Raw genomic sequence first — 23,336 nt, 5'->3', positions numbered from 1 at the left:
TTGTTATGTCGCGGGGAAATGCGCTGCTTTTTTTTGGTGTTGCAAGCAACGCAAGGATTGCTCTGGGTGTTTGCTTGATATTGATGCCCGGTAGGAGGCAACTTGTTGGCGAGGCAGGCGACGCGGTGTTTCAGGTGCATCGCCTCGCGAACAAGTTCGCTCCTACCACGATTGGTTTACAGGACGACAGTCCTGTTGGCGTTAAGAAATACACGCCGTTCTATGTGATAACCCACCGCCCGGGCCAGTGTCAGGCCTTCGATGTCGCGGCCTTTGGCGATCAGGTCTTCGGGGTAATGACTGTGATCCACCACCTCCACGCCCTGGGCAATGATCGGACCTTCATCCAGATCGTTATTAATGTAATGCGCGGTGGCACCCACCAGTTTCACGCCTTTGTTGTAAGCCTGATGGTACGGCTTGGCGCCTTTGAAGCCCGGGAGCAGCGAGTGATGAATATTGATCGCCTTGCCGTCCAGCTTGCGGCACAGGTCCGGCGACAGCACCTGCATGTAGCGGGCAAGAATCACCAGCTCGGCACCTGACTCTTCGATCACCTGCCAGACTTTGCTTTCCTGAGCGGGCTTGTCGTTTGGGTCCAGGGGGAAATGGTAGTACGGAATTTCATGCCAGCGCGCCAACGGCTCCAGATCCGGATGGTTGGACACCACCGCAACCACGTCCATGGACAGTTGGTTGATACGCTGCCGATAGAGCAGATCGTTGAGGCAGTGATCGGCTTTGGAAACCATGATCACGACTTTTGGCCGATAGTTCGGCGCAGTCAGCTCGAAGATCATGCCAAAGGCTTCGCCGCGTTCAGTCAAACCTGCGCGGAAACCTTGTTCGTCAAAGCCATCTGGCTGACGGAATTCAACCCGGATGAAGAATCGGCCGGACAGGCGATCGTCGAAAGAGTGGTGCTCGGTGACGTAGCAGCCCTGCTCGAACAAGTAGCGGGTCACCGCGTCCACCGTGCCCAGTACGCTTGGGCAGTCGGCGGTCAGAATCCATGTGTCGGGGGCGCGGCTCATTAATCAACTCCTGAAATCATGATTTCGCGGTAGGAGGCAACTTGTTGGCGAGACTGACGACGCGTTGTGTCTGGTATGGCGTCTCGCGAACAAGTTCGCTCCTACCGGGGTGCGTACTCAGGCCTGAATGGTCAGGCCGTACTCGGCACTCGCATCCTGCAACCACAGCCACCAGTAATCGGCGAAGCTGCGGCGGATCAGTAGCTCCCAGGTGTCTTCGCCGGTGCGACGGATCACCAGTTGGGATTTCGCGAATACCGTGCCGACGGCTTTACCCACCGGGAAGTTGTCCGGATGCACGTCATAGCTGGTGGACTTCATCAGCACTTCGCGGACTTTCGGGCCGCTCAATTCGAGGATGGACTGACCGCCGCTGACATTGACGATAGCGATGTGCAGACCGGTCAGTTCTTGGCGCAGCTTCTGCTCTACGGCGAATTCTTCACCGGTCGGCACGATCAGCAGCCATTCATCCGGGCCAAGCCACTGGATCGAGCTGTCGCCACTGATCACCAGTGCCAGTGCGCCGGGCAATTCCATGCCCAGTGCCTTGTGGATGCCTGCGGCGAAAGCCGGGTCGTGAGCGTCGCCACGGATGGTCAGATGCCCGAGTAATTTTTTCTCGCGCAGGATCACACCAGGGTTGGCGCGACCTTTACCGACCAGGCTGTTGAGGTCGGCGTGGAACAACGGTGACTCGGCTTTCTCGCCGGTCGTTGGCCGCTGCTGGTAAACGTTGGCTGTGGTCATAGAGCACCTGTTCTGAATTCTGTTGTGTTGCCGGAACGCCGCTTACTCCCTGTGGGAGCGGTGCTTGCCCGCGATAAGGTCAACTCGGTCTTTCAGATACACCGTGTCATCGTTCATCGCGGGCAAGCACTGCTCCCACAGGAGCGAGGCCAGCCATCAAACGTTCTGCTGCTCACCCTTCGGATCGAAGAACACCGAGGAGACAATTTCGGCTTCGATCACGCTGCCATCCGCCTGAGGTGAGAACACCCGCTCGCCCATGCGCTTCAGGCCGCCTTTGACCACGCCCATGGCAAACGAATAGCCGAGCGAGTTGGCCGCATAGCTGGAGGTCACATGACCGACCATGGTCATCGGGATCGACTGTTTAGGATCGAACACCAGTTGCGCACCTTCTGGCAGCCATTTGGTGGGATCAATTGGCTTGAGTCCGACCAGTTGCTTGCGTTGTTCACGCACACAGTCTTCGCGATTCATGCCTCGTTGACCGATCCACGAGAACGGTTTTGTGCGGCCAACACACCAGCCCATATTCAGATCTTCCGGGGTCATCGAGCCGTCGGTGTCCTGACCCACGATGATGAAACCCTTCTCGGCACGCAGTACGTGCATGGTCTCGGTGCCGTACGGCGTGAGGTTGTACTGTTTGCCGGCTTCGATGATTTTTTCCAGCACCCCCATCGCATAGTCGGCCTGGATGTTGACCTCATACGACAGCTCGCCGGTGAACGAGATACGGAACACCCGTGCCGGAACGCCACCGACCAGACCTTCTTTCCAGGTCATGAACGGGAACGCCTCACGGTCCAGATCGATGTCGGTCACTTCGCTGAGCAGCTTACGGCTGTTCGGGCCAGACAGCGTCAGGGTCGCGTAATGGTCGGTCACGGAGGTGAAGTACACCTTCAGATCAGGCCATTCAGTCTGTTGATAGATTTCCAGCCATTGCAGCACGCGAGCCGCGCCGCCTGTAGTGGTGGTCATGATGAAATGGTTGTCGGCGACACAGGCGGTAACCCCGTCGTCGAAGACCATGCCGTCCTCTTTACACATCAGGCCGTAGCGCGCCTTGCCCACATCGAGCTTGGTCCAGGCGTTGGTGTAGATGCGATTCAGGAACTCGCGGGCATCCGGGCCTTGAATGTCGATTTTGCCGAGGGTCGAAGCGTCCAGCAGGCCGACGCTTTCACGTACGGCTTTGCATTCGCGGGCCACAGCCGCATGGATGTCTTCACCGGCTTTCGGGAAGTACCACGGGCGTTTCCACTGGCCGACATCTTCGAATTCGGCACCGTTTCTCACGTGCCAAGCGTGCAGGGCAGTGAAGCGCACAGGCTCGAAGATATGCCCGCAGTGCCGACCGGCTACCGCGCCGAAGGTCACGGGGGTGTAGTTCGGGCGGAACATGGTGGTGCCCATTTCCGGAATGGAAACGTTCAGCGAGCGTGCGGCAATGGCCAGACCGTTGACGTTGCCCAGCTTGCCTTGATCGGTGCCGAAGCCCAGAGCGGTGTAACGTTTGACGTGCTCAACCGACTCGAAGCCTTCACGGGTCGCTAGCTCAATGGCGGCAGCAGTGACGTCGTTCTGCAGGTCGACGAACTGCTTCGGCGCACGGGCAGTCGGTTTGTCATGCGGCACCTGGAACAGCGCCAGCGTCGGTTCTTCCGCACGGCTCAGAGCTTTCGGCAAGACACCTTCGACGACTTTGAACCCGGCTTCGCTGGCCGCGCGCACGCCACCCTCGAAACCATCAGCCAGCGTGTCGCCCAGCGCGTAGACGCCATTCACGCCGCCGACGCAAACGCGCTTCTGCGGCGCTTCGCCCGGTACGAAACCGAGAATGTCTTCACGCCAGACGGGTTTGCCGCCCAGGTGCGAAGCGAGGTGAACGATAGGGCTGTAGCCACCGGAGCTGGCAACCAGATCGCATTCGAGCCATTCGCCAGGGCTGGTTACGCGATGAGCTTTTACATCAATCGCTGCCACACGAGCGGCGGTGACGTGCTTGCTGCCACGGGCTTCGATCACGGCGCTGCCGGTCAGAATCCGAATGCCTTTGGCGCGAGCCTCTTCAACCAGCGCGCCGCGTGGGTTGTGACGCGCATCGGCAATCGCTACCACTTGCAGGCTGGCGTCGAGCCAATCCAGTGCGACGCGGTAGGCGTGGTCGTTGTTGGTGGACAACACCAGTTTCTTGCCCGGTGCCACGCCATAACGGCGCACATAAGTGGAAACGGCACCGGCCAGCATGTTGCCCGGCACGTCGTTGTTACCGTAGACCAATGGGCGTTCGTGAGTACCGGTGGCCAGCACTACACGTTTGGCGCGAACCCGATGCATGCGCTGACGGACCTGACCGATAGGCGCACGATCACCAAGGTGGTCTGTCAGCCGCTCATGAATGGTCAGGAAGTTATGATCGTGATAGCCGTTGACCGTGGCGCGAGGCAGCAACACCACGTTCTTCAGGCTTTTCAGCTCAGCGATAACGGTGGCGACCCATTCAGCAGCCGGTTTGCCGTCGAGGCTTTCGCGGCTGTCCAGGAGGCTGCCGCCGAATTCTTCCTGCTCGTCGGCCAGAATGACTCGGGCACCGCTGCGGGCTGAAGCCAGAGCCGCCGCCAGACCCGCCGGGCCACCGCCAACGATCAGCACGTCGCAGTGCCGGTTCATGTTGTCGTAGGTGTCCGGATCGTTTTCGGTCGGCGAACGACCAAGGCCAGCAGCCTTACGAATGTACTTCTCGTAAGTCATCCAGAACGATTGCGGGTACATGAAGGTTTTGTAGTAGAAACCCGGTGGCATCAGCTTGCCGCCGACTTTGCCGAGAATTCCCATCACGTCATTGTTCACGCTCGGCCAGCCGTTGGTGCTGGTTGCGACCAGACCCGAATACAGCGCTTGTTGCGTGGCCCGCACGTTGGGGATTTGGGTCGCTTCGGTTGCGCCGATCTGCAGTACTGCGTTCGGCTCTTCGGAGCCCGCAGCGAAGATGCCGCGAGGGCGGGAATATTTGAAGCTGCGGCCGATGATGTCCACGCCATTGGCCAGCAGAGCGGCGGCTAATGTGTCGCCTTCGAAGCCCTGATAAGTCTGGCCATTGAAGTTGAAGTTCAGGACCTTGCTGCGGTCTATGCGGCCGCCGTTGGGCAGTCGGTTGGTCTGGCTCATACCTGGTCTCCCTCGCCGCTGGCTGTCTTCTCAAACGCAGGGTTTCTGAACTGCGGCTTGGTGCCAATCGGGTAGGTTTCGAGAATTTCGTAAGTCACGGTGTCGCGGGTCGCGTTGAAGTACTGACGGCAGCCAGCGGCGTGGATCCACAGTTCGTGATGCAGCCCGCGTGGGTTATCGCGGAAGAACATGTAGTCGCCCCATTGCTCGTCGGTGCAGGCGGCCGGGTCCAGTGGACGCGGGATGTGAGCCTGGCCTGAAGCGTGGAATTCCTCTTCGGAGCGCAGTTCGCCACAGTGAGGACAGAAGATGTGCAGCATAGGTAGTGCTCCTCTTAGTGGGCGACCGCGGCTGCGCCGTGTTCATCGATCAACGCGCCGTTGTGGAAACGGTCGATGGAGAAAGGTTTGGCCAATGGATGCATTTCACCTTTAGCCAGACTTGCCGCAAACACGTTGCCCGAGCCCGGCGTAGCCTTGAAGCCACCGGTGCCCCAACCGCAGTTGAAGAACATGTTCGGCACGGGGGTCTTGGAAATGATCGGGCAGGCATCCGGCGTGGTGTCGACGATGCCGCCCCACTGGCGGTTCATGCGCACGCGGGACAGTACCGGGAACATCTCGACGATGGCCTGAATCGTGTGTTCGATCACCGGGTACGAACCACGCTGACCATAGCCCACCCAGCCGTCGATACCGGCACCGATCACCAGGTCGCCCTTGTCGGACTGGCTGATGTAACCGTGTACCGCATTGGACATGATCACGCTGTCGATAATCGGCTTGATCGGCTCGGACACCAGCGCTTGCAGCGGGTGGGATTCAATCGGCAAACGGAAGCCGGCGAGTTTCGCCATGTGCCCCGAGTTACCGGCGGTCACCACGCCGACGCGCTTGGCGCCGATGAAGCCTTTATTGGTTTCCACACCGATGCACACGCCGTTTTCCTTGCGGAAGCCGGTCACTTCGGTTTGCTGGATCAGGTCCACGCCCAAGGCATCAGCGGCGCGGGCAAAACCCCACGCCACGGCATCGTGACGGGCTACGCCGCCGCGACGTTGCACAGTGGCGCCGATAATGGGGTAGCGGGTATTTTTGGAGCAATCGAGGTACGGGATTTCGTCCGCCACCTGCTTGCCGTTGAGCAATTCGCCGTCCACGCCATTAAGGCGGTTGGCGCTGACCCGACGCTCCGAATCACGCATGTCCTGCAGGGTGTGGCACAGGTTGTAAACGCCGCGCTGGGAGAACATCACGTTGTAGTTCAGGTCTTGCGAAAGGCCTTCCCACAGTTTCATCGCGTGTTCGTACAGATGCGCCGACTCATCCCACAGGTAGTTGGAACGCACGATAGTCGTGTTACGCGCCGTGTTGCCGCCGCCCAGCCAGCCTTTCTCGACTACGGCCACATTGGTGATGCCGTGCTCTTTAGCAAGGTAATAGGCAGTCGCCAGACCGTGCCCGCCGCCACCGACGATGACCACGTCGTAGACTTTTTTCGGGGTAGGCGTGCGCCACATGCGCTGCCAGTTTTCGTGATGGCTGAGGGAGTGCTTGAGAAGGCCGAAGCCTGAGTAATGCTGCATGAATAACTACTCCTGACTCAGCTATAAACCGGGAAATCGGAACACAGTGCTGCAACCTGGCTGGCGACATTGGCCTCGACATCGGCGTCGCCGAGGTTGTCGAGAATGTCGCAGATCCAGCCGGCCAGCGTGATGCATTGGGTGACTTTGAAACCGCGGGTGGTCACTGCTGGAGTGCCGATACGCAGGCCTGAGGTCACGAACGGCGATTGCGGATCGTTGGGCACCGAGTTCTTGTTAACGGTGATGTGCGCACGACCCAAAGCGGCGTCGGCGTCTTTGCCGGTCAGGCCCTGACGGATCAGGCTGACCAGAAACAGATGGTTATCGGTGCCGCCGGAAACCACGTCGTAGCCACGGTCGATGAACACTTGCGCCATGGCCTGAGCGTTATCGATCACCTGTTGTTGATACGCCACGAAGCCGGGCTCTGCTGCCTCTTTGAAGCACACGGCCTTGGCGGCGATCACGTGCATCAACGGGCCGCCCTGACCGCCTGGGAATACGGCGGAATTGAGCTTTTTCTCGATCTCTTCGTTGGCCTTGGCCAGGATCAAACCACCGCGTGGGCCGCGCAGGGTTTTATGAGTGGTGGTCGTTACGACGTCTGCGTACGGCAGCGGGTTCGGGTACAGACCGGCCGCGACCAGGCCCGCAACGTGGGCCATGTCGACAAACAGGTAGGCGCCCACTTTGTCGGCGATTTCCCGGAAGCGCGGGAAGTCGAGGGTTTTCGAATAGGCCGAGAAACCGGCGATGATCATTTTTGGCTTGGACTCGACGGCGATTCGCTCGACCTCGTCGTAATCGATCAGCCCGGTATTGGTGTCGATGCCGTATTGCACCGCGTTGTAGAGCTTTCCGGAAAAACTGACTTTCGCGCCGTGGGTCAAGTGACCGCCGTGGGCCAGGCTCATGCCCAACACGGTATCGCCAGCTTGCAGCAACGCCAGGTAAACCGCTGCGTTGGCTGAGCTGCCGGAGTGCGGCTGAACGTTGGCGTAATCAGCGCCGAACAGTTGCTTGGCACGCTCGATAGCGAGCACCTCAACTTTATCCACATGCTCGCAGCCGCCGTAGTAGCGCTTGCCCGGATAACCTTCAGCATATTTGTTGGTCAGGCCGCTGCCCTGGGCTTCCATCACGCGCTGGCTGGTGTAGTTCTCCGAGGCGATCAGTTCGATGTGATCTTCCTGACGCTGCTCCTCTGCATTCATCGCGGCCAGCAGTGCATCGTCATAGCCTTGGATTTGGTCGTTCTTGCTGAACATCGCGGTTCTCCCAGCGGCGGCGTCGCGCCTGACTTATCGGTGGGGCCGCAGCATCTGAGCCGGGCCCTTTGACAGCGATACTAGGGCCGGACCCAAGACGCCAAATGCCTACGCACGCCACGCAAAGGCGCGTTTACGACATGGGTGGGAGAGGAGGGGGAAATAACACGGAGGGAGGTTGGAATGATGTCTGTGGGAGCGGTGCTCGCCCGCGATAAGGCTGGACGCGGTTCGCTTCAGATCGCGTAGACCTTATCGCGGGCAAGCACCGCTCCCACAGGAGTGCGCGTTACAGGCTAGACCGCTTTATCCGCCCGGAACATCCCGCGAATGCCACGCACTGCCTGGCGAATCCGATCCTGATTCTCGATCAGTGCGAAGCGCACGTGATCATCGCCGTACTCACCAAAACCGACACCCGGTGACACGCAGACCTTGGCTTCGGCCAGCAGCTTCTTGGCAAACTCCAGCGAGCCCAGATGTGCGTAGGCGGGCGGGATCTTGGCCCAGACGTACATCGAAGCTTTAGGGTTTTCCACCATCCAGCCCAGTTCATGCAGGCCTTTGACCAACACGTTGCGGCGCTGGCGATAATGCTCCGCAATATCGAGCACGCATTGCTGATCGCCTTCCAGCGCAGCGATGGCCGCGACTTGTAGCGGGGTGAAAGTGCCGTAGTCGTGGTAGCTCTTGATCCGCGCCAGAGCGTTGACCAGCTCCGGGTTGCCGACCATGAAGCCGATCCGCCAGCCCGCCATGTTGTAGCTCTTGGACAGGGTGAAGAACTCGACGGCGATGTCTTTTGCGCCCGGCACCTGCATGATCGACGGCGCTTTCCAGCCGTCGTAGACGATGTCGGCGTAAGCCAGGTCGTGAACCACCAGCACGTCGTACTGTTTGGCCAGGGCAACCACGCGCTCGAAGAAGTCCAGCTCCACGCACTGCGCGGTCGGGTTGGACGGGAAGCCGAGGATCATCATCTTCGGCTTGGGAATCGAGCCGCGAATGGCCTTTTCCAGCTCGGCGAAGAAATCCACACCCGGGATCAAGGGCACCGAACGCACTTGAGCGCCAGCAATCACGGCACCGTAGATATGAATCGGATAGCTCGGGTTTGGCACCAGCACCGTGTCGCCCTGATCGAGGGTGGCGAGCATCAGGTGCGCGAGACCTTCCTTCGAACCAATGGTGACGATGGCTTCTTCTTCCGGATCGATGTCGACGTCGTAGCGTTTTTTATACCAGTTGGAGATCGCCCGACGCAGACGCGGGATGCCACGCGAAGTCGAGTAGCCGTGAGTGTCTTCACGTTGGGCGACGGTAACCAGTTTTTCGACGATATGCGGTGGGGTAGGCCCGTCGGGGTTGCCCATGCTCAAGTCGATGATGTCTTCACCACGGCGGCGAGCGGCCATTTTCAGCTCGGCGGTGATATTGAAGACGTACGGGGGGAGTCGATCGATACGCGCAAAACGGCGCGGCGAAGGTAAGTCTGCCATGGAGGCCTCAGATACGTAAGCGCCCGGAACCGTCCGAGCGACGTTGGCCACTGCGGTGACCAGCGCAGAAGATAATGGCGCTGCTGGCTGTTTGTCTACAGGGATTTCAGGTGACTTCGTTCCCTTGTAGGAGCGCACGAGCACCGCGAGGCCGCGATTGCGGTGTGTCAGGAGAAAACGCTATCGCGGCTTCGCGGTGCTCGTGCACTCCTACAGGGGCGCGGGTGTGATCCATATTGCTAATATTTCCCGCAACCCCAGCAACACCAGAAAATGCGCCGGATAAATCGCATATGCCCAACGCCGCATCGGCTTGACCGGGAATGTCAGGCGACGACGCAGCAGCGCCAACCCAAGCAAGGGCGCAATCAGGCAGGCGATCAGTGAGCCGATGGAGATAGGATCACCCCAGGCCGCGCCCGCGAACATCTGCGGCCAGGCATTGCCCGCCACGCAGATGGCTCCCGGCAACAGGGCGAACCAGATCGGGCGATGCAGCACTAACAGCAGCGCCAGCGGCAGCAGCGTGCCAAAGAAACCGAACATCAGGTATTTGTGAAACAGGGCGGCGATCAGCAGCGAGCCAAGCGCCATCAATCGCGTCGCAGGCAAGCGGTGTCGCCAGCCCTGGGCAATCAGCAGGCCGAGAACCAGTGTCGGCAATACGTTCAGCGTGTGGACGTCATCCGCCATGTACAGCCGGTAGGGGAGTTCGGCCAGTACAGCAAACAAGAGCATCCATCCCAGATAACGCCACTGCACTTTGGGGTGAGGAAAAAGCGCGGATTTGCGCCCCAGATTTGCCGCAATTGCCAGGCAGAACCAAGGGAATGCCAGTCGCCCCGGCACATAAAGCACGTCTATCGACCAGCCGACATAGCGCAGGTGGTCGAGTACCATGGCCAGCATCGCCAGCCACTTCAGAAGGTCCAGCGCCTTGTCGCGTCCGGGCAGGTAAGGCGGGTTCGATAGATCCATATCTCTCCAGCGTTTTGGGGTTTCTTCGCAACGAGGCCGGTTTAATACCAGCCCTGTAGGAGCGCGCTTGCCCGCGATGGCGTCAGGTCAATCAACATCTTTGTCGGCTGACCTGACGCCATCGCGGGCAAGCGCGCTCCTACCCAAGCTATCTGCAGCAAGGCAGCTAATGACCAAACCCTGCGATCTTCGCTACAGTGCGCAGCATAATCAATGACAAGGATTCGGCCATGACCGATAAAAGCCAGCAGTTTGCCAGTGATAACTATTCGGGCATCTGCCCTGAAGCCTGGGCTGCGATGGAACAGGCTAACCACGGCCATCAGCGCGCTTACGGCGATGACGAATGGACCGCACGGGCCTCGGATCAATTCCGTAAATTATTTGAAACTGACTGTGAAGTGTTCTTCGCTTTCAACGGTACGGCTGCCAACTCGCTGGCGCTGTCGTCCCTGTGCCAGAGCTATCACAGCGTTATCTGTTCGGAAACGGCTCACGTTGAAACCGACGAGTGCGGTGCTCCGGAGTTTTTCTCCAACGGCTCCAAGCTGCTCACTGCACGTAGCGAACAGGGCAAGTTGACGCCCGAGTCCATCCGCGAGGTTGCACTCAAGCGTCAGGATATTCACTACCCGAAACCTCGGGTCGTGACCCTGACCCAAGCCACCGAAGTCGGCAGCGTTTACCAGCCAGATGAGCTCAAGGCGATCAGCGCAACCTGCAAAGAGTTGAATCTGAACCTGCACATGGACGGCGCGCGGTTTGCCAACGCCTGTGCATTTCTGGAGTGTTCACCCGCTGAGCTGACCTGGAAATCCGGTGTCGATGTGCTGTGTTTTGGTGGCACCAAGAACGGCATGGCTGTGGGGGAGGCCATCCTGTTCTTCAACCATAAGCTGGCTGAAGATTTTGATTACCGGTGCAAACAGGCCGGGCAACTGGCGTCGAAAATGCGCTTCCTGTCGGCACCGTGGGTCGGGCTGCTGGAAGGTGATGCCTGGCTCAAGCACGCCAATCATGCCAACCATTGCGCGCAATTGCTGGCGTCGCTGGTGAAGGACATTCCGGGTGTTGAGCTGATGTTCCCGGTGCAGGCCAATGGCGTGTTTTTGCAGCTTTCCGAATCCGCCATCGCCGCGCTGACGGCCAGGGGCTGGCGCTTCTATACATTCATTGGTAACGGTGGCGCGCGCTTCATGTGCTCGTGGGACACCGAAGAAGACCGCGTGCGCGAGCTGGCGGCGGATATCCGATTGGTGATGGGGGCTTAAGGCGCGATGCTATTTCGGTAGGAGCCAACTTGTTGGCGAGGCTGGCGACTCGGTGTATCAGTTGCCCAGCCTCGCGAACAAGTTCGCTCCTACCTGTGTAGTCGAATCAGTTCTGCGCAATCGTCTTCGAAATCGCTTCCACCGTCGCGTCGACCTGCTCCCGGCAGCGGTCCAGCTCGACCTGATGTTGCTGTTTGAGCTCGATCTGCTGCGAGCACAGGTTCAGGGCGGCCAGTACCAACAGGCGGTCGCCAATCAGCGTCGGGTATTTGCGCTTGGTGTCGGCCAGCGATGCGCGCAGCAACGCGGTGGCCTGCTGCAACGTCTGTTCTTCACCGGCAGGGGCTTTGATCGAATAGTCGTTGCCGAGAATCGAAACGACCGTCACCCCGTTCCTGTCAGTACTCATGCGCTGACTGCGCTTGCGCTGGTCGCACGGTCAACAAGTGCCTGAATTCGCGCCGCCGTGGCACCTTGTTTCTCTTCCTGCTCCATCAGACTCAATTGCAGACTGTCGTTGTCATCCCTGGCTTGGGCCAGCTCCGTGCTGAGCTGAGCGTTTGTGCTTTGCAGTTGCTGGTTTTGTTGCACCAGATCGCTGACAAGTTGTTCCAACTGGCTAAGGGATGCTTCCAACATTTTGATTTCTCGAGCAAATTTCAACGGGCGCACACCTTAAAGAAAAGTCACTGCGCATACCAGTTAAGCCACTTAAATAACGGCGTTTTGGCGCGCTGCGTTCTCCCTGAAGGCAAGTGCATAAACAGGCCCTGTTGACTGTGATTTTCCGATCTGGTTCCTGCTGCTCGTCAGTCCGGCCTGATCGAGAAAACATGACGCCTTCGATATTCCCGGTTTTTTTGCTCGCGTCCCCGTAAACGTTGCCTTTCAAGGACTTGCATGGCTTTTTGCTACATCGAAAACAGCCTGCGACCTTACGCCACGCCCGATTTCAGTGCGTTGACCTCAAGTCCCTTAGGCTGTAACCGATAGGCATGGATCATCACATCTTCTATTCACCTCAAACGCAAGGACTGCGCTTCTTCCTCTGGAAAAACCATGTCATTACGCACCATGAATATCGCGCCTCGCGCGTTTCTAGGCTTTGCCTTCATCGGCACCCTTATGCTTGTTCTCGGCGTGTTTGCGCTGTCGCAGATGAGCAAGATCCGTGACGCCGGCGATGAAATCGCCAAACGCAGCGTTCCCAGCATCCAGAGTCTCGACCGACTCACCGAAGTCAGCATTCGCCTGCGCGTTCTGTCCTATCGTTTGTTGATCAACCGCGAACCAGACATTCAGAGCAAAACCATCGATTTGTTCGCCATGCGTAACAAGCAAATCAGTGACGCTCAGGCCGTTTATGAGAAATTCATTTCCTCTCCGGAAGAGCAAACCGCCTACAACCAATACGTGCGATTGCTGGGCGACTATCGTCAGCTTGAAGAGCGCATCAAGACCCTGAGTCGTGCGGGCAAGGTCGATGAGTTGGGCCAATTGCTCAATGAAGAAACGCTGGCTAACTCTGATCAGATGAACGCAGCGCTGGCCAAACTGGTCGAGATCAATGCCCGGCAATTGAGTGATACCAACAAAAGCGCAGCCGAGCAGTACGCGTCAGCATTCACTCTGGTGGTGGGTCTGCTGATCGCCACCACAATCCTGACCGTCCTGTTCGCCTGGCTGCTGACCCGCAGTATCACCCAGCCAATTGCTTCAGCGCTTGAAGCCGCCGAAACCATCGCCGAGGGGAATCTGACTCGCCCGATCAAAGCCGACGGTACTGACGAAGCCGGTCGTTTGCTCTCCGCCATGCAGAAAATGCAGGAAAAGCTGCGCGACACGTTGACCCGTATTTCTGGTTCCGCCACCCAGCTTGCTTCTGCTGCCGAGGAGCTTAATGCGGTGACCGACGAGAGCGCTCGTGGTCTGTCGCAACAGAACAACGAAATCGAACAAGCCGCGACCGCCGTCAACGAGATGACCAGCGCTGTGGAAGAAGTCGCGCGTAATGCGGTCAGCACTTCCGAAGCGTCGAAAAACGCCACGGCCTCAGCAGGCGACGGTCGTGATCTGGTTCAGGAAACCGTCAATGCCATCGAACGCATGAGCGGTGATGTGCAGAGCACTGCAACGCTGATCGGCAATCTGGCTGAAGAGTCTCGTGACATCGGCAAGGTGCTGGATGTCATTCGCGGCCTGGCTGACCAGACCAACCTGTTGGCCCTGAACGCCGCCATCGAAGCGGCCCGTGCCGGTGAAGCCGGGCGTGGCTTTGCCGTGGTGGCTGACGAAGTGCGTGCCTTGGCGCATCGCACTCAGCAGTCGACCAGCGAAATCGAACGCATGATCGGCAGCATTCAAGGCGGCACCGAGCAGGCGGTCAACTCAATGCGCAATAGCACCGAGCGCGCGGAGTCGACGTTGAACATCGCTAAAGGCGCAGGCGTGGCGCTGGATACCATTAATACCGCGGTGGTGGAAATCAACGAGCGTAACCTGGTGATCGCCAGCGCCGCCGAAGAGCAGGCTCAAGTGGCCCGTGAAGTGGACCGCAACCTGGTCAACATCCGCGACCTGTCGGCCCAGTCATCCGACGGTGCTGCGCAAACCAGCGCTGCCAGCAGCGAGCTGACGCGCCTGGCTGTTGACCTGAACAGCATGGTTTCGCGGTTTAGTTTGTAAGGACTGCACCGCTCTCCTGATGGAGTCAGATTCATTGTGGGAGCGGTGCTTGCCCGCGATAAGGTTTCGGTGATCTATCGATAAACTTGCGGTGCCCTTATCGCGGGCAAGCACCGCTCCCACAGGATCTGTACCTTCCCGAATCATCAATACTCGATCCGCACATCCCCCTTCGGAATGCTGCAGCACGACAGGATGTAGCCTTCGGCTTCGTCTTCTTCGGTAATCCCGCCGTTGTGCTCCATCTCCACTTCGCCGCTGAGCTTCATCACCTTGCACGTCCCGCAGATGCCCATGCCGCAGGCTTTGGGGATCATCAAGCCGAGCTTGGCTGCGGCCGCGTGGACGGTTTCGCCCGGTGCCACGCGGATGCTCTTGCCGGTGTCGGTGAATTCCACCTGATGCAGATCCGAGGCATCGACTTCGGGGGCTTCGGCGGCAATTTCCGCTTGCTCAACAGCGTCCGCCCGGGCTTCGGGAGGCGTCGCGCCGAACGATTCCTCATGGTATTGCGCCATGTTGAAACCGTTGGCTTCCAGCAGGCGTTTGACGGCCGTCATGTAAGGCGTCGGTCCGCAGCAGAACACCTCGCGCTCCATGAAGTCCGGCACCATCAGCTCAAGCATCTTCTGATTCAGATACCCACGATAACCCGCCCAGGGCTCGCCAAGGCCGTGCTTCTCGCAGATCAGGTGCAGGCTGAAGTTATCGATCCGCGACGCCATGTGCTCCAGCTCGCGGTGATAAATGATGTCTTTCGGTGAGCGAGCGCTGTGCACAAACACCATGTCGACGTTGGCGTTGGTGTCGTAGAACCAGCGCGCCATGGACATCACCGGCGTGATACCGACACCGCCACTCAGGTAGAGGATTTTCGGGTTCGGAAAATCAATGGCGTTGAACAGCCCGACCGGACCGTGGACTGCCAGCTCCTGACCTTCATGCAGCGTGTCGTGAAGGTAGTTGGAGACCTTGCCGCCCGGTACGCGTTTGATCGTCACCGAAAAGCTGTAAGGCACCGAAGGGGAACTGGAAATAGTGTACGAGCGCATTACCGGCACGCCTTCAATTTCAAGCTCCAGGGTCACGAACTGGCCTGGCTTGAAGAAGAACATGATCGGCTGATCGGCCATGAAGCAGAAGGTGCGCACATCCCAGGTTTCCTGAATCACCTTGACGACGCGCACCAGGTGACGGCCATTGGCCCATGTCTGGGTATTTACCGGGCTCAGGAAGCTTTGGGACATGCTGAATCTCCAACGGCCGACGACCGGCCTCATGATGCGAATTCTGCGTAAGGTGCAGATCACCCACTTACCTGCCAGCGACATCGGCGTACTTATCGCGACCAGCCCCTGATTACCTGCATTAGCGCGTCGGGAACGGATTCGGCCATGTCGCCCATGGATAAGGTCAAGTCTGCGCCGGACTCCACACTCGCCACTAAATGTTTATTGAAAAGCATGAGCAGCAAAACAACCGCCGCCTTGCGTGCCAAACGCCACAAAGAACCGTATTAGCCACATTCGTCGACCGTAAACCGCATGGTCATGAGGACTTCAAACGATGGACGTCACCGCAACCTTGAGCTTGGGCGATCCGCTGGAACCGGCACGTAAGGCCACTGCCGAAATGCTGCAGAATCGCGAACGCACCTATTCGCTGCCGCAGCCTTTCTACAGTGATGAGCGGTTGTTTGAAATCGACATGCAGGAGATCTTCCACAAAGAGTGGCTGATCGCAGGCATGACTGCCGAGATTCCGGCCAAAGGTAACTACCTGACGCTGCAGATCGGCAAGAACCCGGTAGTTGTGGTGCGCGGTCCGGACGGCGCGGTTAACGCTTTTCATAACGTCTGCCGTCATCGCGGCTCGCGCCTGTGCACCAAGGAGAAAGGCAAAGTCGCCAAGCTGGTTTGCCCTTACCACCAGTGGACGTACGAGCTGGACGGTCGCTTGCTGTACGCAGGTAGCGAAATGGGCGATGACTTCGACATGAAGAACTTCAGCCTCAAGCCGATCAACGTGAAAACCGCGGGCGGCTACATCTTCATCAGCCTTGCGGAAAATCCGCCGGCCATCGACGAGTTCCTGCAGACCCTCAAGCACTACATGGAACCTTACGACATGGAAAACACCAAGGTGGCGGTGCAAACCACCTTGATGGAAAAGGCCAACTGGAAACTGGTGCTGGAAAACAACCGCGAGTGCTATCACTGCACCGGCTCACACCCCGAACTGCTCAACACGTTGCTGGAGTGGGACGACGTTACCGATCCGCGTGCCACCCAGTCGTTCAAGGACCACGTCGCCGAATCGGCTGCGGCCTGGGAGGCTGAGAAGATTCCGTTCGCTCACGCCGCGTTTGGCCTGCGTAACCGCATCGTGCGTATGCCGCTGCTCAAAGGCACGGTGTCCATGACCATGGACGGCAAACAGGGCAGCAAGAAGCTTATGGGCCGGATCACCAACCCGGACCTGGGCTCAATGCGCATCCTGCACTTGCCACATTCCTGGAACCACTGCATGGGTGATCACATCATCGTGTTCACGGTGTGGCCGATCAGCGCCCAGGAAACCATGGTCAGCACCAAATGGCTGGTCCACAAAGATGCCGTCGAAGGTGTGGACTACGATGTGGCGCGCCTGCGTGAAGTCTGGGACGCGACCAACGATCAGGACCGTCGTCTGGCCGAAGAAAATCAGCGGGGTATCAACTCCAGCGCCTATCAGCCGGGTCCGTACTCAAAAACGTACGAATTCGGGGTGGTCAACTTCATTGACTGGTACAGCGCCCGCATGCTTGAAAACATGGGCGCCGAGCCTGCGCCGTACCTGAAGGGTGTGGCGGTTAATCACGAGTGATGGCCCCCTGTAGGCGCTGCCGCAGGCTGCAAAGCGGTTTACTCTGCGATACCGCTTCGCAGCCTGCGGCAGCTCCTACAAGGTCCTCGCAAGCCGGTGTTGCTTGATTGAGTTAAGCAAAATGCCTCCTTTCTACGAGTGAACTTGTTCGTGAGACCATGCACCTGACAAACCGCCTCGCCAACAAGTTGGCTTCTACAGTTAATTTTTTCGCCTGATCATAATTTGATCAAATCCTTGCAAGCGCAAACCCACCGCGCATCCCAGCTTCAGCAAACAACTTATCCACAGAGCAACCCACAGCAATTGTGGGGAAGTCACTACTTCGTTTTATAAATCCGTGCAGAAGAGTAATTATCAGACAGCTTCGTTGCCGTAGGCACGATTTCCGCCCGCCCCCCTTATGCCCCAGACCTTCAATGTAGCCGCTGACAGACAAATATCTGCATTTGCATTTTCTGTGATATCGCACCTCTCTAAACACTTAGTCCTACACGAATAGATGAGGTTATACATGGGATTGCCTATGTATTCCTACAGCATGCTGGAATTTTCCTACGGCATTATCGGACACCAAAAATATTAAACGACTTGGCACGTTATTGGACGAAGTGGTACCAATACACCACTCGCGGCACATGCCGTGAGTGCTAAGGGAGTTATTCCCGTTCACATAAATATATGGAGTGCATCAATGGTCGTAAGCGTTCTGAAATGGCAATTGTTCCGTTCAATAAAAAATGATGAGTTTGTAGCGGGGCTGTTGCCTAGCGACACTTTGTTTTATTCATATGACTAATGTCGTGTTTGCGGATATTACGTCGAACGTTGCTTGAATTCGATAACGGTTGTGTGGTGACTCAGGTATACATACCTGGGGTGGAGCGCTTCAATCTAGTTCGAGCCGGTATTCCTGTGGTGCCGCAACATTTGCTGCATGCCAATAGGTCTTTTTCTTAAAGGCACCTAGTAAGATGTTCAATTTCTTGAAAGATACCTTTCTCGCCAAAAAAAGCCTTTTCCTGAGCGCGACAGCCATAACGATCTTTCTGAAAGGAATTGCTGTCATTCCTGCGCTTTTATTGGGGAAGATTATTGATAGCCTTGTTTCTTCAGGAGTTGTACCCGCCTCCGGTGTGCTTTGGCTTTTTGCAGCGTTGTGTATGGCGATTATTTTTCAGTCTGTTTTCAGTCCACTGCAAACTTACCAGCTGGTGAGCCTTGTGCAGACGACGTTGAAAGAAAAATCTACTGAATGGACCAAAGCTATCCTGGAGAAAGAGTTTGACGCTTTCTCCGTTTTTAGACTCGGAGGATTGATTAAGTCCGTGGAGCGTGGCATCACCGCTCATGAAAAACTACTGACGTTTTTTATTACGTCAGGTTTTCCACTTTTCATTGAGTTGATTTTGGTCGGGGCAGTCTTTGCCTATGCTGGAGGGTTCACGCTCTTTATGGCGCTTCTGGGGATATCGATCGGATATATGCTGCTTTACCGCTATGTGGTTAACTGGAGAAGACCCTATTTACTTATTGTCAATGCCGAGGAGGATCTGGTTTCTTCACGGCTGTTCGAGACCCTTCATGCTGGAAAAGTAATTAAGTTGGAGCAGGCTTGTGATAGTGCGCCGCGACCGCTTTATGAAAGTTACGCGGCCTACGCGCGGGCAGCTACGAAGGTCGCTAGTACTGGCGCTGTTCTGGGGTCAATCAGGATTCTTTATACTGGCCTTTCAACGACCGGCTTACTGGCATGGGGAGTTCAGGATCAATTGTCGGCTTCGCCGAATTTGACTGTCGGAGCCTTGGTTGCGGTATTTTCTATTGCCGGGATGTTTTTAAATAACTTCAGTCAGTTAGCTGAGTCTTACAGGACGCTCGATCAGTTTTTAGTTGATAAGAAAAGACTTCAGGAGATTTTGTTGTTGGAGAGTCATCTACACATCGTTCAAACCCTACTCTCAGATCGCCTTTTGTCGTTGAGTCTTTCGGTTATGAGTCCGTTAACTGACAGGCCGATGCGTTTTTATCGTGAGCAATCAGTAGCGATCATCGGACCCAGCGGAGCGGGGAAGACGACGTTGCTGGAAACCCTGGCAGGGGTGGTGAAGACACGACGGCATCATCTTGGCTTCAACGACCGGCAGCTCCAGCCTCAAGACATTGAGGGGTATCTGCGCCGTGTTCGCTACTGCCCACAGGGTCCGGTGTTTCTGGAGGGCGCTTTTGAACACTCCGTGCTGTTCGGGCGCGAGAAATCCTCGGTTCTCGCTCAAGCCGTTGATGACCTCGAACTGCGGGAGTTGGTCGAAAATCGGCTCATTTCTGAAGGTGCTAAAAACATCTCCGGGGGCGAAGCGAAGCGACTTTCGCTGTTGCGGTTGATTAACCGTCCGGGGGATTTCAATTTGTTCGACGAGCCCACCGCGTCCCTGGACCAAGACACACGGTTGCGAGTATGGGATGTCATTTTTTGCCACTTTAAAAACAGCGGGCTGATTTGCGTAACTCATGATTTGGCCGCGTTGCCACAATTTGATCGAGTCATTGTCATGGCGCAGGGAGCAGTGGTTGCTGATGGTCCGTGGTCTGAGCTAGAAGACGAGGGGCGAATCGCAGAGTTAGTGGCTCAAATCGTTTCAGGTTCAGATGATCCCTGAGCGGGATACGGTCGTGGGAGGGCTCTGGTGAGGAGTCTTAGCTTTTTTTGTGGCGATACACGTATCCGCACAGCTTATCCACAGATATGTCCACATCCATTGTGGAAAAGCGCCTGATAGGCGCTTAAAAGCTATTTAAAACTGGCACTTATCCAGAAGTACCTTCGTTAATGTGTTATTGATCAATAATTGATCAAAACCATGAACCTCCCGATATTAAAGACCTGTAGCTAATCACAAACACCTTATCCACAGACACGCCAACAGAGTTTGGGGGCAACTTACGTTCAACTGGTCTCGATCTGTGGAAAACTGCTGAAAGCCTTGTTTTTCAAGGTTGACAGAAGAGAATTCGAGCTTTTTTGTTGTGGTTGGTTGTTTTTTGATCGTTTCCTTGGAGGCCTTTATATACGTGGCTTGTAGAGGTAAGCGAACAACTTGTCCACAGAAGCGCCAACAGACTTTGTGGGTAGTTGTGGATGACCGAGTTTCCCGGTCGATGCTTTATCCACAATGAAAAACCAATAAAAACCGTGGATTATGTTGGTTGTTTTTTAATCATCTGGCTGCAGACCCCGGTTTGTATAGGGTTTAGGGACAAGTGAACATGTTATCCACAGGTGGGCCAACAGGATTTGTGAATAACGCTCCAAAGCCTATTGACGGTCGCTGGTAGGAGTGAACTTGTTCGCGAGGAGATCGACCAGCCTATAGGTTTTCATCGTCTGTAAAGATGCTCGCGAACAAGTTCGCTCCTACCGTTCTGCCCAGTGGCTTTAGAACGAATGACTCTGCTGCCTTCTACGCCACTGGCTCAGGCTCTGGTCGAGGCGGGCGGGGCTGTCGATCTCCTGGCGGCGGGCATGGCTGAACAGGATTAACGCCAGTTCCGCGGTCACCAACGCATCGGCGCTGGCATGGTGACGTTCCTCTGCGTGCAGCCCGAAGAACTGTGTCCAGTCGTCCAGCCCGGCCTTGCGGAAACCGGCCTGTGGAAAAAGCATGGGCGCGATTTCCGCAACATCCAGAAAGTGATGCTCAAGGCGGTAGTCCAGGCTGTCTTTCAATGCCCGACTCAGCATGTGCCGATCAAAAGGCGCGTGGAACGCCAGCAGGGGGCTTTCGCCGACAAACTCCATGAAATCCAGCAAGGCCTGTACAGGTTCGCTGCCCGCCGCGATGGCGCTGGGGGCCAGACCGTGGATCAACACCGCGGGGCTGACTTTATGGTTGGGACACAGCAGCGTTCGTTCGAACTGCTGACTCAGGTCAATGGCACCGTCCTCGATGACGACGGCACCAATGGACAGTACCTGATCGCGGTTCATGTTCAGGCCGCTGGTTTCCAGGTCGACCACTACCCAGCGTTGCTGCCGCAATGGCTCTTCACTCAGCGGTGCAGCAGGCGCCAGGTTGGCCAGCCGTTGTTGATCGCGTTTTTCCAGCGTCGGTTTTTTTGGCCGGGGACGCAGCCATTGGAACAGGTTCATGCTGTTGAACAGATTCATAGTTGATAACGCAGGGTCAGACTGATTTGCAGGCGCTGGGCCTGGCGCAATGATTCACGCAGAATTCGTCGGTCCAGATGATTGAGCGTGTCCGGATCGATACGATTGGACCACGGCAGATTCTGTCGACTCTGCTGTTGATGCTGCTGCATGCGGGTTTGCTGAATGAAGTGATACGCCTCTTCATACGCAGCGCCGTCTTGCGGGTCGATGACTTCGTTCTCGACCAGTTTGCGCAAACGTTCGAGGGTATTGTTCACGCCAATACCATTGGCGAGGGCCAGCACGCGAGCCCCATCGACAAAGGGCGTGAGGCCTTGGGTTTTGAGGTCCATGGTGTCCTTGTCGCTGCCTTTGCGGGCCAGGACAAAGTCTTTGAAGCGTCCCACGGGTGGACGTTGGCGCAATGCGTTCTCTGCCAGCATGCGCTGAAACAGGCGATTGTCAGCGACCTGATCAAGAATCTGCTGGCGCAATTGCTCGCCGCCACTTTCGTCACCCCATACCACCCGCAGGTCGAAGTAGATGCTGGAGTTGAGCAGATTTTCCGGCGTTGCCTCGCGAATGAATGCCGCAAAACGTCGAGACCATTCAGCCCGTGACAGGCACAGCTCCGGGTTGCTCGCCATGATGTTGCCTTTGCACAACGTGAAACCGCACAGGGCCAGGTTCTGGTTGATGCGCTCAGCAATTGGCAGCAACAGACTGCGGATGTGTTCCGCTTCCGCGGCGTCTTTGGCGTCGAACAGGATGCCGTTGTCCTGATCGGTGTGCAGGGTCTGTTCGCGCCGGCCTTCACTGCCGAAACACAACCAGCTGAAGGGGATGCCAGGGTCTCCGCGCTCTTGCAGGGTCAGCTCGATCACACGGCACACCGTGTGGTCGTTCAGCAGTGTGATGATCTGCGTGATTTGTGTTGAAGATGCGCCATGGGCAAGCATGCGATCCACCAGCTGGACGATATCGCCGCGCAGGTTGCACAGGCTGTCGATGCGCGGTGCCGTGCGAATGGTGCGAGCCAGGTGAACCAGATCGACGCGTTGCAAAGAGAACAGATCCCGCTCAGACACCACGCCGCACAAGCGACCGTCTCTGACCAGACACACGTGCGCGATGTGTCGACTGGTCATGGCGATGGCCGCGTCGAAGGCGCTGGCGTCAGGGCTGAGATGGAAGGGGGCCTGGATCATGCGGCTCTGGATCGGCTGACTGAAGTCGACATTGATGTCGGCCACGGCTTCACGCAGGTCACGTAACGTGAAAATGCCCAGCGGCGCCTGATGCTGATCGATGATCACAATGCTGCCAACTTGCTGCTCATGCATCAGCTTCACGGCTTCACGCATCGGCGTATCAGGCGTACACATCACCGGATGACGCATGGCCAGCTCGCCAAGCCGGGTGTTGAGCGAGTATTGGGTGCCAAGAGTTTCTACCGCACGTTGCTGGACCTGCTGATTGACCTGATCCAGCAAGCTGCTGACGCCCCGCAAGGCGAAATCGCGGAAGGTTGTGGATAACGCGAACAGCTTGATAAACGCCTGCTTGTTCAACTGCAGGCAGAAGGTATCTTCAGCCGCCAAATGTTCGGTGCGCGTGGCACGCTCACCTAGCAGCGCGGCCAGCGGGAAACATTCGCCGGTGGTGATTTCGAAGGTGGTTTCAGTGCCGCCTTTGGCTGTGTGAGGACGCTCGCCGACCACTCGCCCTTGTTTGACGATGTAGAAATGCTCTACTGGGCCATCGCTCGGCTTGATGATGCTCTCGTCGGCGGCGTAGAAACGCAGTTGGCATTGCTCGACCAGATACGCGAGGTGTGCGTTCTCCATATGGTCGAATGGCGGGAATTTTTGCAGGAACTGCATGGTGCCGTGAATGTTCTGCAACACCGCTGTTTTCCCGGCCTGGGTGAATGCATCGGCTCGACTCATGACCTGCACCGCTTTGTTTTTATTGAAGGCTATGGTCGGCCGCTTGAGGGGTAGTGCCCATTGGACGTAAGTCTTACGACAACAAAAAGATTTCTGACTCTTACCTTCATGGTGTAAAAAGCACC

General features: G+C 57.1%; 17 protein-coding genes. 4 read left to right on the top strand and 13 right to left on the bottom strand.

Translation table 11 applies throughout. The features are described from left to right. Positions 1-176: 176 nt before the first annotated feature. The 8 genes from purU to CKW31_RS01305 form a co-directional block, all read right to left on the bottom strand. Positions 177-1,034, bottom strand: coding sequence for a formyltetrahydrofolate deformylase (gene purU / locus CKW31_RS01340; protein ID WP_027898965.1), 858 nt, complete (start codon positions 1,032-1,034; stop codon positions 177-179). A 117-nt stretch (positions 1,035-1,151) separates the two neighbouring features. Further along, positions 1,152-1,784: a sarcosine oxidase subunit gamma gene (locus CKW31_RS01335; RefSeq protein WP_095092538.1), complete on the bottom strand. Its 633-nt coding sequence runs from the start codon at positions 1,782-1,784 to the stop codon at positions 1,152-1,154. A gap of 156 nt (positions 1,785-1,940) precedes the next feature. Then, complete coding sequence (locus CKW31_RS01330) at positions 1,941-4,958, bottom strand: sarcosine oxidase subunit alpha (RefSeq protein WP_095092537.1); 3,018 nt, start codon at positions 4,956-4,958, stop codon at positions 1,941-1,943. Further along, on the bottom strand, positions 4,955-5,278 hold the full coding sequence (locus CKW31_RS01325; protein ID WP_087265976.1) for a sarcosine oxidase subunit delta: 324 nt from the start codon (positions 5,276-5,278) through the stop codon (positions 4,955-4,957). Before CKW31_RS01325 ends, CKW31_RS01330 begins: the two co-directional genes overlap by 4 nt. A gap of 14 nt (positions 5,279-5,292) precedes the next feature. After that, positions 5,293-6,543, bottom strand: coding sequence for a sarcosine oxidase subunit beta family protein (locus CKW31_RS01320; RefSeq protein ID WP_032628141.1), 1,251 nt, complete (start codon positions 6,541-6,543; stop codon positions 5,293-5,295). A 17-nt stretch (positions 6,544-6,560) separates the two neighbouring features. Further along, positions 6,561-7,814: a serine hydroxymethyltransferase gene (gene glyA, locus CKW31_RS01315; RefSeq protein ID WP_095092536.1), complete on the bottom strand. Its 1,254-nt coding sequence runs from the start codon at positions 7,812-7,814 to the stop codon at positions 6,561-6,563. A gap of 296 nt (positions 7,815-8,110) precedes the next feature. Beyond that, a complete protein-coding gene (gene alaC / locus CKW31_RS01310; protein WP_095092535.1) occupies positions 8,111-9,313 on the bottom strand; it encodes an alanine transaminase in 1,203 nt (400 codons plus the stop codon). A 210-nt stretch (positions 9,314-9,523) separates the two neighbouring features. Next, positions 9,524-10,291 carry a TraX family protein gene (locus tag CKW31_RS01305; RefSeq protein WP_095092534.1) on the bottom strand — a complete coding sequence of 256 codons (768 nt, stop codon included), beginning with the start codon at positions 10,289-10,291 and terminating at the stop codon, positions 9,524-9,526. A gap of 230 nt (positions 10,292-10,521) precedes the next feature. Here CKW31_RS01305 and CKW31_RS01300 point away from each other — a divergent pair, with 230 nt between their 5' ends. Then, positions 10,522-11,562: a low specificity L-threonine aldolase gene (locus CKW31_RS01300; protein ID WP_095092533.1), complete on the top strand. Its 1,041-nt coding sequence runs from the start codon at positions 10,522-10,524 to the stop codon at positions 11,560-11,562. 106 nt (positions 11,563-11,668) lie between these two features. Here the strand turns inward: CKW31_RS01300 and CKW31_RS01295 are convergent, their stop codons facing one another. Then, positions 11,669-11,971 (bottom strand): cell division protein ZapA, encoded by a 303-nt coding sequence (locus tag CKW31_RS01295; protein ID WP_095092532.1) that lies wholly within the window; start codon positions 11,969-11,971, stop codon positions 11,669-11,671. Next, on the bottom strand, positions 11,968-12,201 hold the full coding sequence (locus CKW31_RS01290) for a hypothetical protein (protein WP_027899824.1): 234 nt from the start codon (positions 12,199-12,201) through the stop codon (positions 11,968-11,970). Before CKW31_RS01290 ends, CKW31_RS01295 begins: the two co-directional genes overlap by 4 nt. Positions 12,202-12,621: 420 nt before the next feature. Between CKW31_RS01290 and CKW31_RS01285 the strand changes: the two genes are divergently transcribed. Then, positions 12,622-14,247 (top strand): methyl-accepting chemotaxis protein, encoded by a 1,626-nt coding sequence (locus tag CKW31_RS01285; protein WP_095092531.1) that lies wholly within the window; start codon positions 12,622-12,624, stop codon positions 14,245-14,247. A 146-nt stretch (positions 14,248-14,393) separates the two neighbouring features. Here the strand turns inward: CKW31_RS01285 and gbcB are convergent, their stop codons facing one another. After that, a complete protein-coding gene (gene gbcB, locus CKW31_RS01280) occupies positions 14,394-15,494 on the bottom strand; it encodes a glycine-betaine demethylase subunit GbcB (protein ID WP_087265993.1) in 1,101 nt (366 codons plus the stop codon). A 319-nt stretch (positions 15,495-15,813) separates the two neighbouring features. Between gbcB and gbcA the strand changes: the two genes are divergently transcribed. Both gbcA and CKW31_RS01265 read left to right on the top strand, forming a co-directional pair. Next, positions 15,814-17,112 (top strand): glycine-betaine demethylase subunit GbcA, encoded by a 1,299-nt coding sequence (gene gbcA, locus CKW31_RS01270; RefSeq protein ID WP_095092530.1) that lies wholly within the window; start codon positions 15,814-15,816, stop codon positions 17,110-17,112. A 974-nt stretch (positions 17,113-18,086) separates the two neighbouring features. After that, positions 18,087-19,772, top strand: coding sequence for an ABC transporter ATP-binding protein (locus CKW31_RS01265; protein WP_095092529.1), 1,686 nt, complete (start codon positions 18,087-18,089; stop codon positions 19,770-19,772). Positions 19,773-20,548: 776 nt separating this feature from the next. On the opposite strand, the gene CKW31_RS01260 is transcribed toward CKW31_RS01265, so the two are convergent. Both CKW31_RS01260 and CKW31_RS01255 read right to left on the bottom strand, forming a co-directional pair. Beyond that, positions 20,549-21,262: a PolC-type DNA polymerase III gene (locus CKW31_RS01260; RefSeq protein WP_095092897.1), complete on the bottom strand. Its 714-nt coding sequence runs from the start codon at positions 21,260-21,262 to the stop codon at positions 20,549-20,551. 14 nt (positions 21,263-21,276) lie between these two features. Next, positions 21,277-23,211: a putative nucleotidyltransferase substrate binding domain-containing protein gene (locus CKW31_RS01255; RefSeq protein ID WP_095092528.1), complete on the bottom strand. Its 1,935-nt coding sequence runs from the start codon at positions 23,209-23,211 to the stop codon at positions 21,277-21,279. Positions 23,212-23,336: the final 125 nt, after the last annotated feature.

The sequence above is a fragment of the Pseudomonas sp. Irchel 3A5 genome (assembly GCF_900187575.1).
Classification (GTDB): domain Bacteria; phylum Pseudomonadota; class Gammaproteobacteria; order Pseudomonadales; family Pseudomonadaceae; genus Aquipseudomonas; species Aquipseudomonas folii.
The sequence above is the reverse complement of the archived record's forward strand: the minus strand, read 5'-3'. Positions and strand labels throughout refer to the sequence as shown.

Excerpts from the sequence above, each read along its gene's own strand:
- CKW31_RS01330 (WP_095092537.1), bottom strand. The coding sequence starts at position 4,958 with ATGAGCCAGACCAACCGACTGCCCAACGGCGGCCGCATAGACCGCAGC.
- CKW31_RS01265 (WP_095092529.1), top strand. The coding sequence starts at position 18,087 with ATGTTCAATTTCTTGAAAGATACCTTTCTCGCCAAAAAAAGCCTTTTC.
- CKW31_RS01320 (WP_032628141.1), bottom strand. The coding sequence starts at position 6,543 with ATGCAGCATTACTCAGGCTTCGGCCTTCTCAAGCACTCCCTCAGCCAT.
- gbcB (WP_087265993.1), bottom strand. The coding sequence starts at position 15,494 with ATGTCCCAAAGCTTCCTGAGCCCGGTAAATACCCAGACATGGGCCAAT.
- CKW31_RS01300 (WP_095092533.1), top strand. The coding sequence starts at position 10,522 with ATGACCGATAAAAGCCAGCAGTTTGCCAGTGATAACTATTCGGGCATC.
- CKW31_RS01285 (WP_095092531.1), top strand. The coding sequence starts at position 12,622 with ATGTCATTACGCACCATGAATATCGCGCCTCGCGCGTTTCTAGGCTTT.
- CKW31_RS01325 (WP_087265976.1), bottom strand. The coding sequence starts at position 5,278 with ATGCTGCACATCTTCTGTCCTCACTGTGGCGAACTGCGCTCCGAAGAG.
- alaC (WP_095092535.1), bottom strand. The coding sequence starts at position 9,313 with ATGGCAGACTTACCTTCGCCGCGCCGTTTTGCGCGTATCGATCGACTC.
- CKW31_RS01295 (WP_095092532.1), bottom strand. The coding sequence starts at position 11,971 with ATGAGTACTGACAGGAACGGGGTGACGGTCGTTTCGATTCTCGGCAAC.
- CKW31_RS01305 (WP_095092534.1), bottom strand. The coding sequence starts at position 10,291 with ATGGATCTATCGAACCCGCCTTACCTGCCCGGACGCGACAAGGCGCTG.
- CKW31_RS01260 (WP_095092897.1), bottom strand. The coding sequence starts at position 21,262 with ATGAACCTGTTCCAATGGCTGCGTCCCCGGCCAAAAAAACCGACGCTG.
- CKW31_RS01335 (WP_095092538.1), bottom strand. The coding sequence starts at position 1,784 with ATGACCACAGCCAACGTTTACCAGCAGCGGCCAACGACCGGCGAGAAA.
- glyA (WP_095092536.1), bottom strand. The coding sequence starts at position 7,814 with ATGTTCAGCAAGAACGACCAAATCCAAGGCTATGACGATGCACTGCTG.
- gbcA (WP_095092530.1), top strand. The coding sequence starts at position 15,814 with ATGGACGTCACCGCAACCTTGAGCTTGGGCGATCCGCTGGAACCGGCA.
- CKW31_RS01290 (WP_027899824.1), bottom strand. The coding sequence starts at position 12,201 with ATGTTGGAAGCATCCCTTAGCCAGTTGGAACAACTTGTCAGCGATCTG.
- CKW31_RS01255 (WP_095092528.1), bottom strand. The coding sequence starts at position 23,211 with ATGAGTCGAGCCGATGCATTCACCCAGGCCGGGAAAACAGCGGTGTTG.
- purU (WP_027898965.1), bottom strand. The coding sequence starts at position 1,034 with ATGAGCCGCGCCCCCGACACATGGATTCTGACCGCCGACTGCCCAAGC.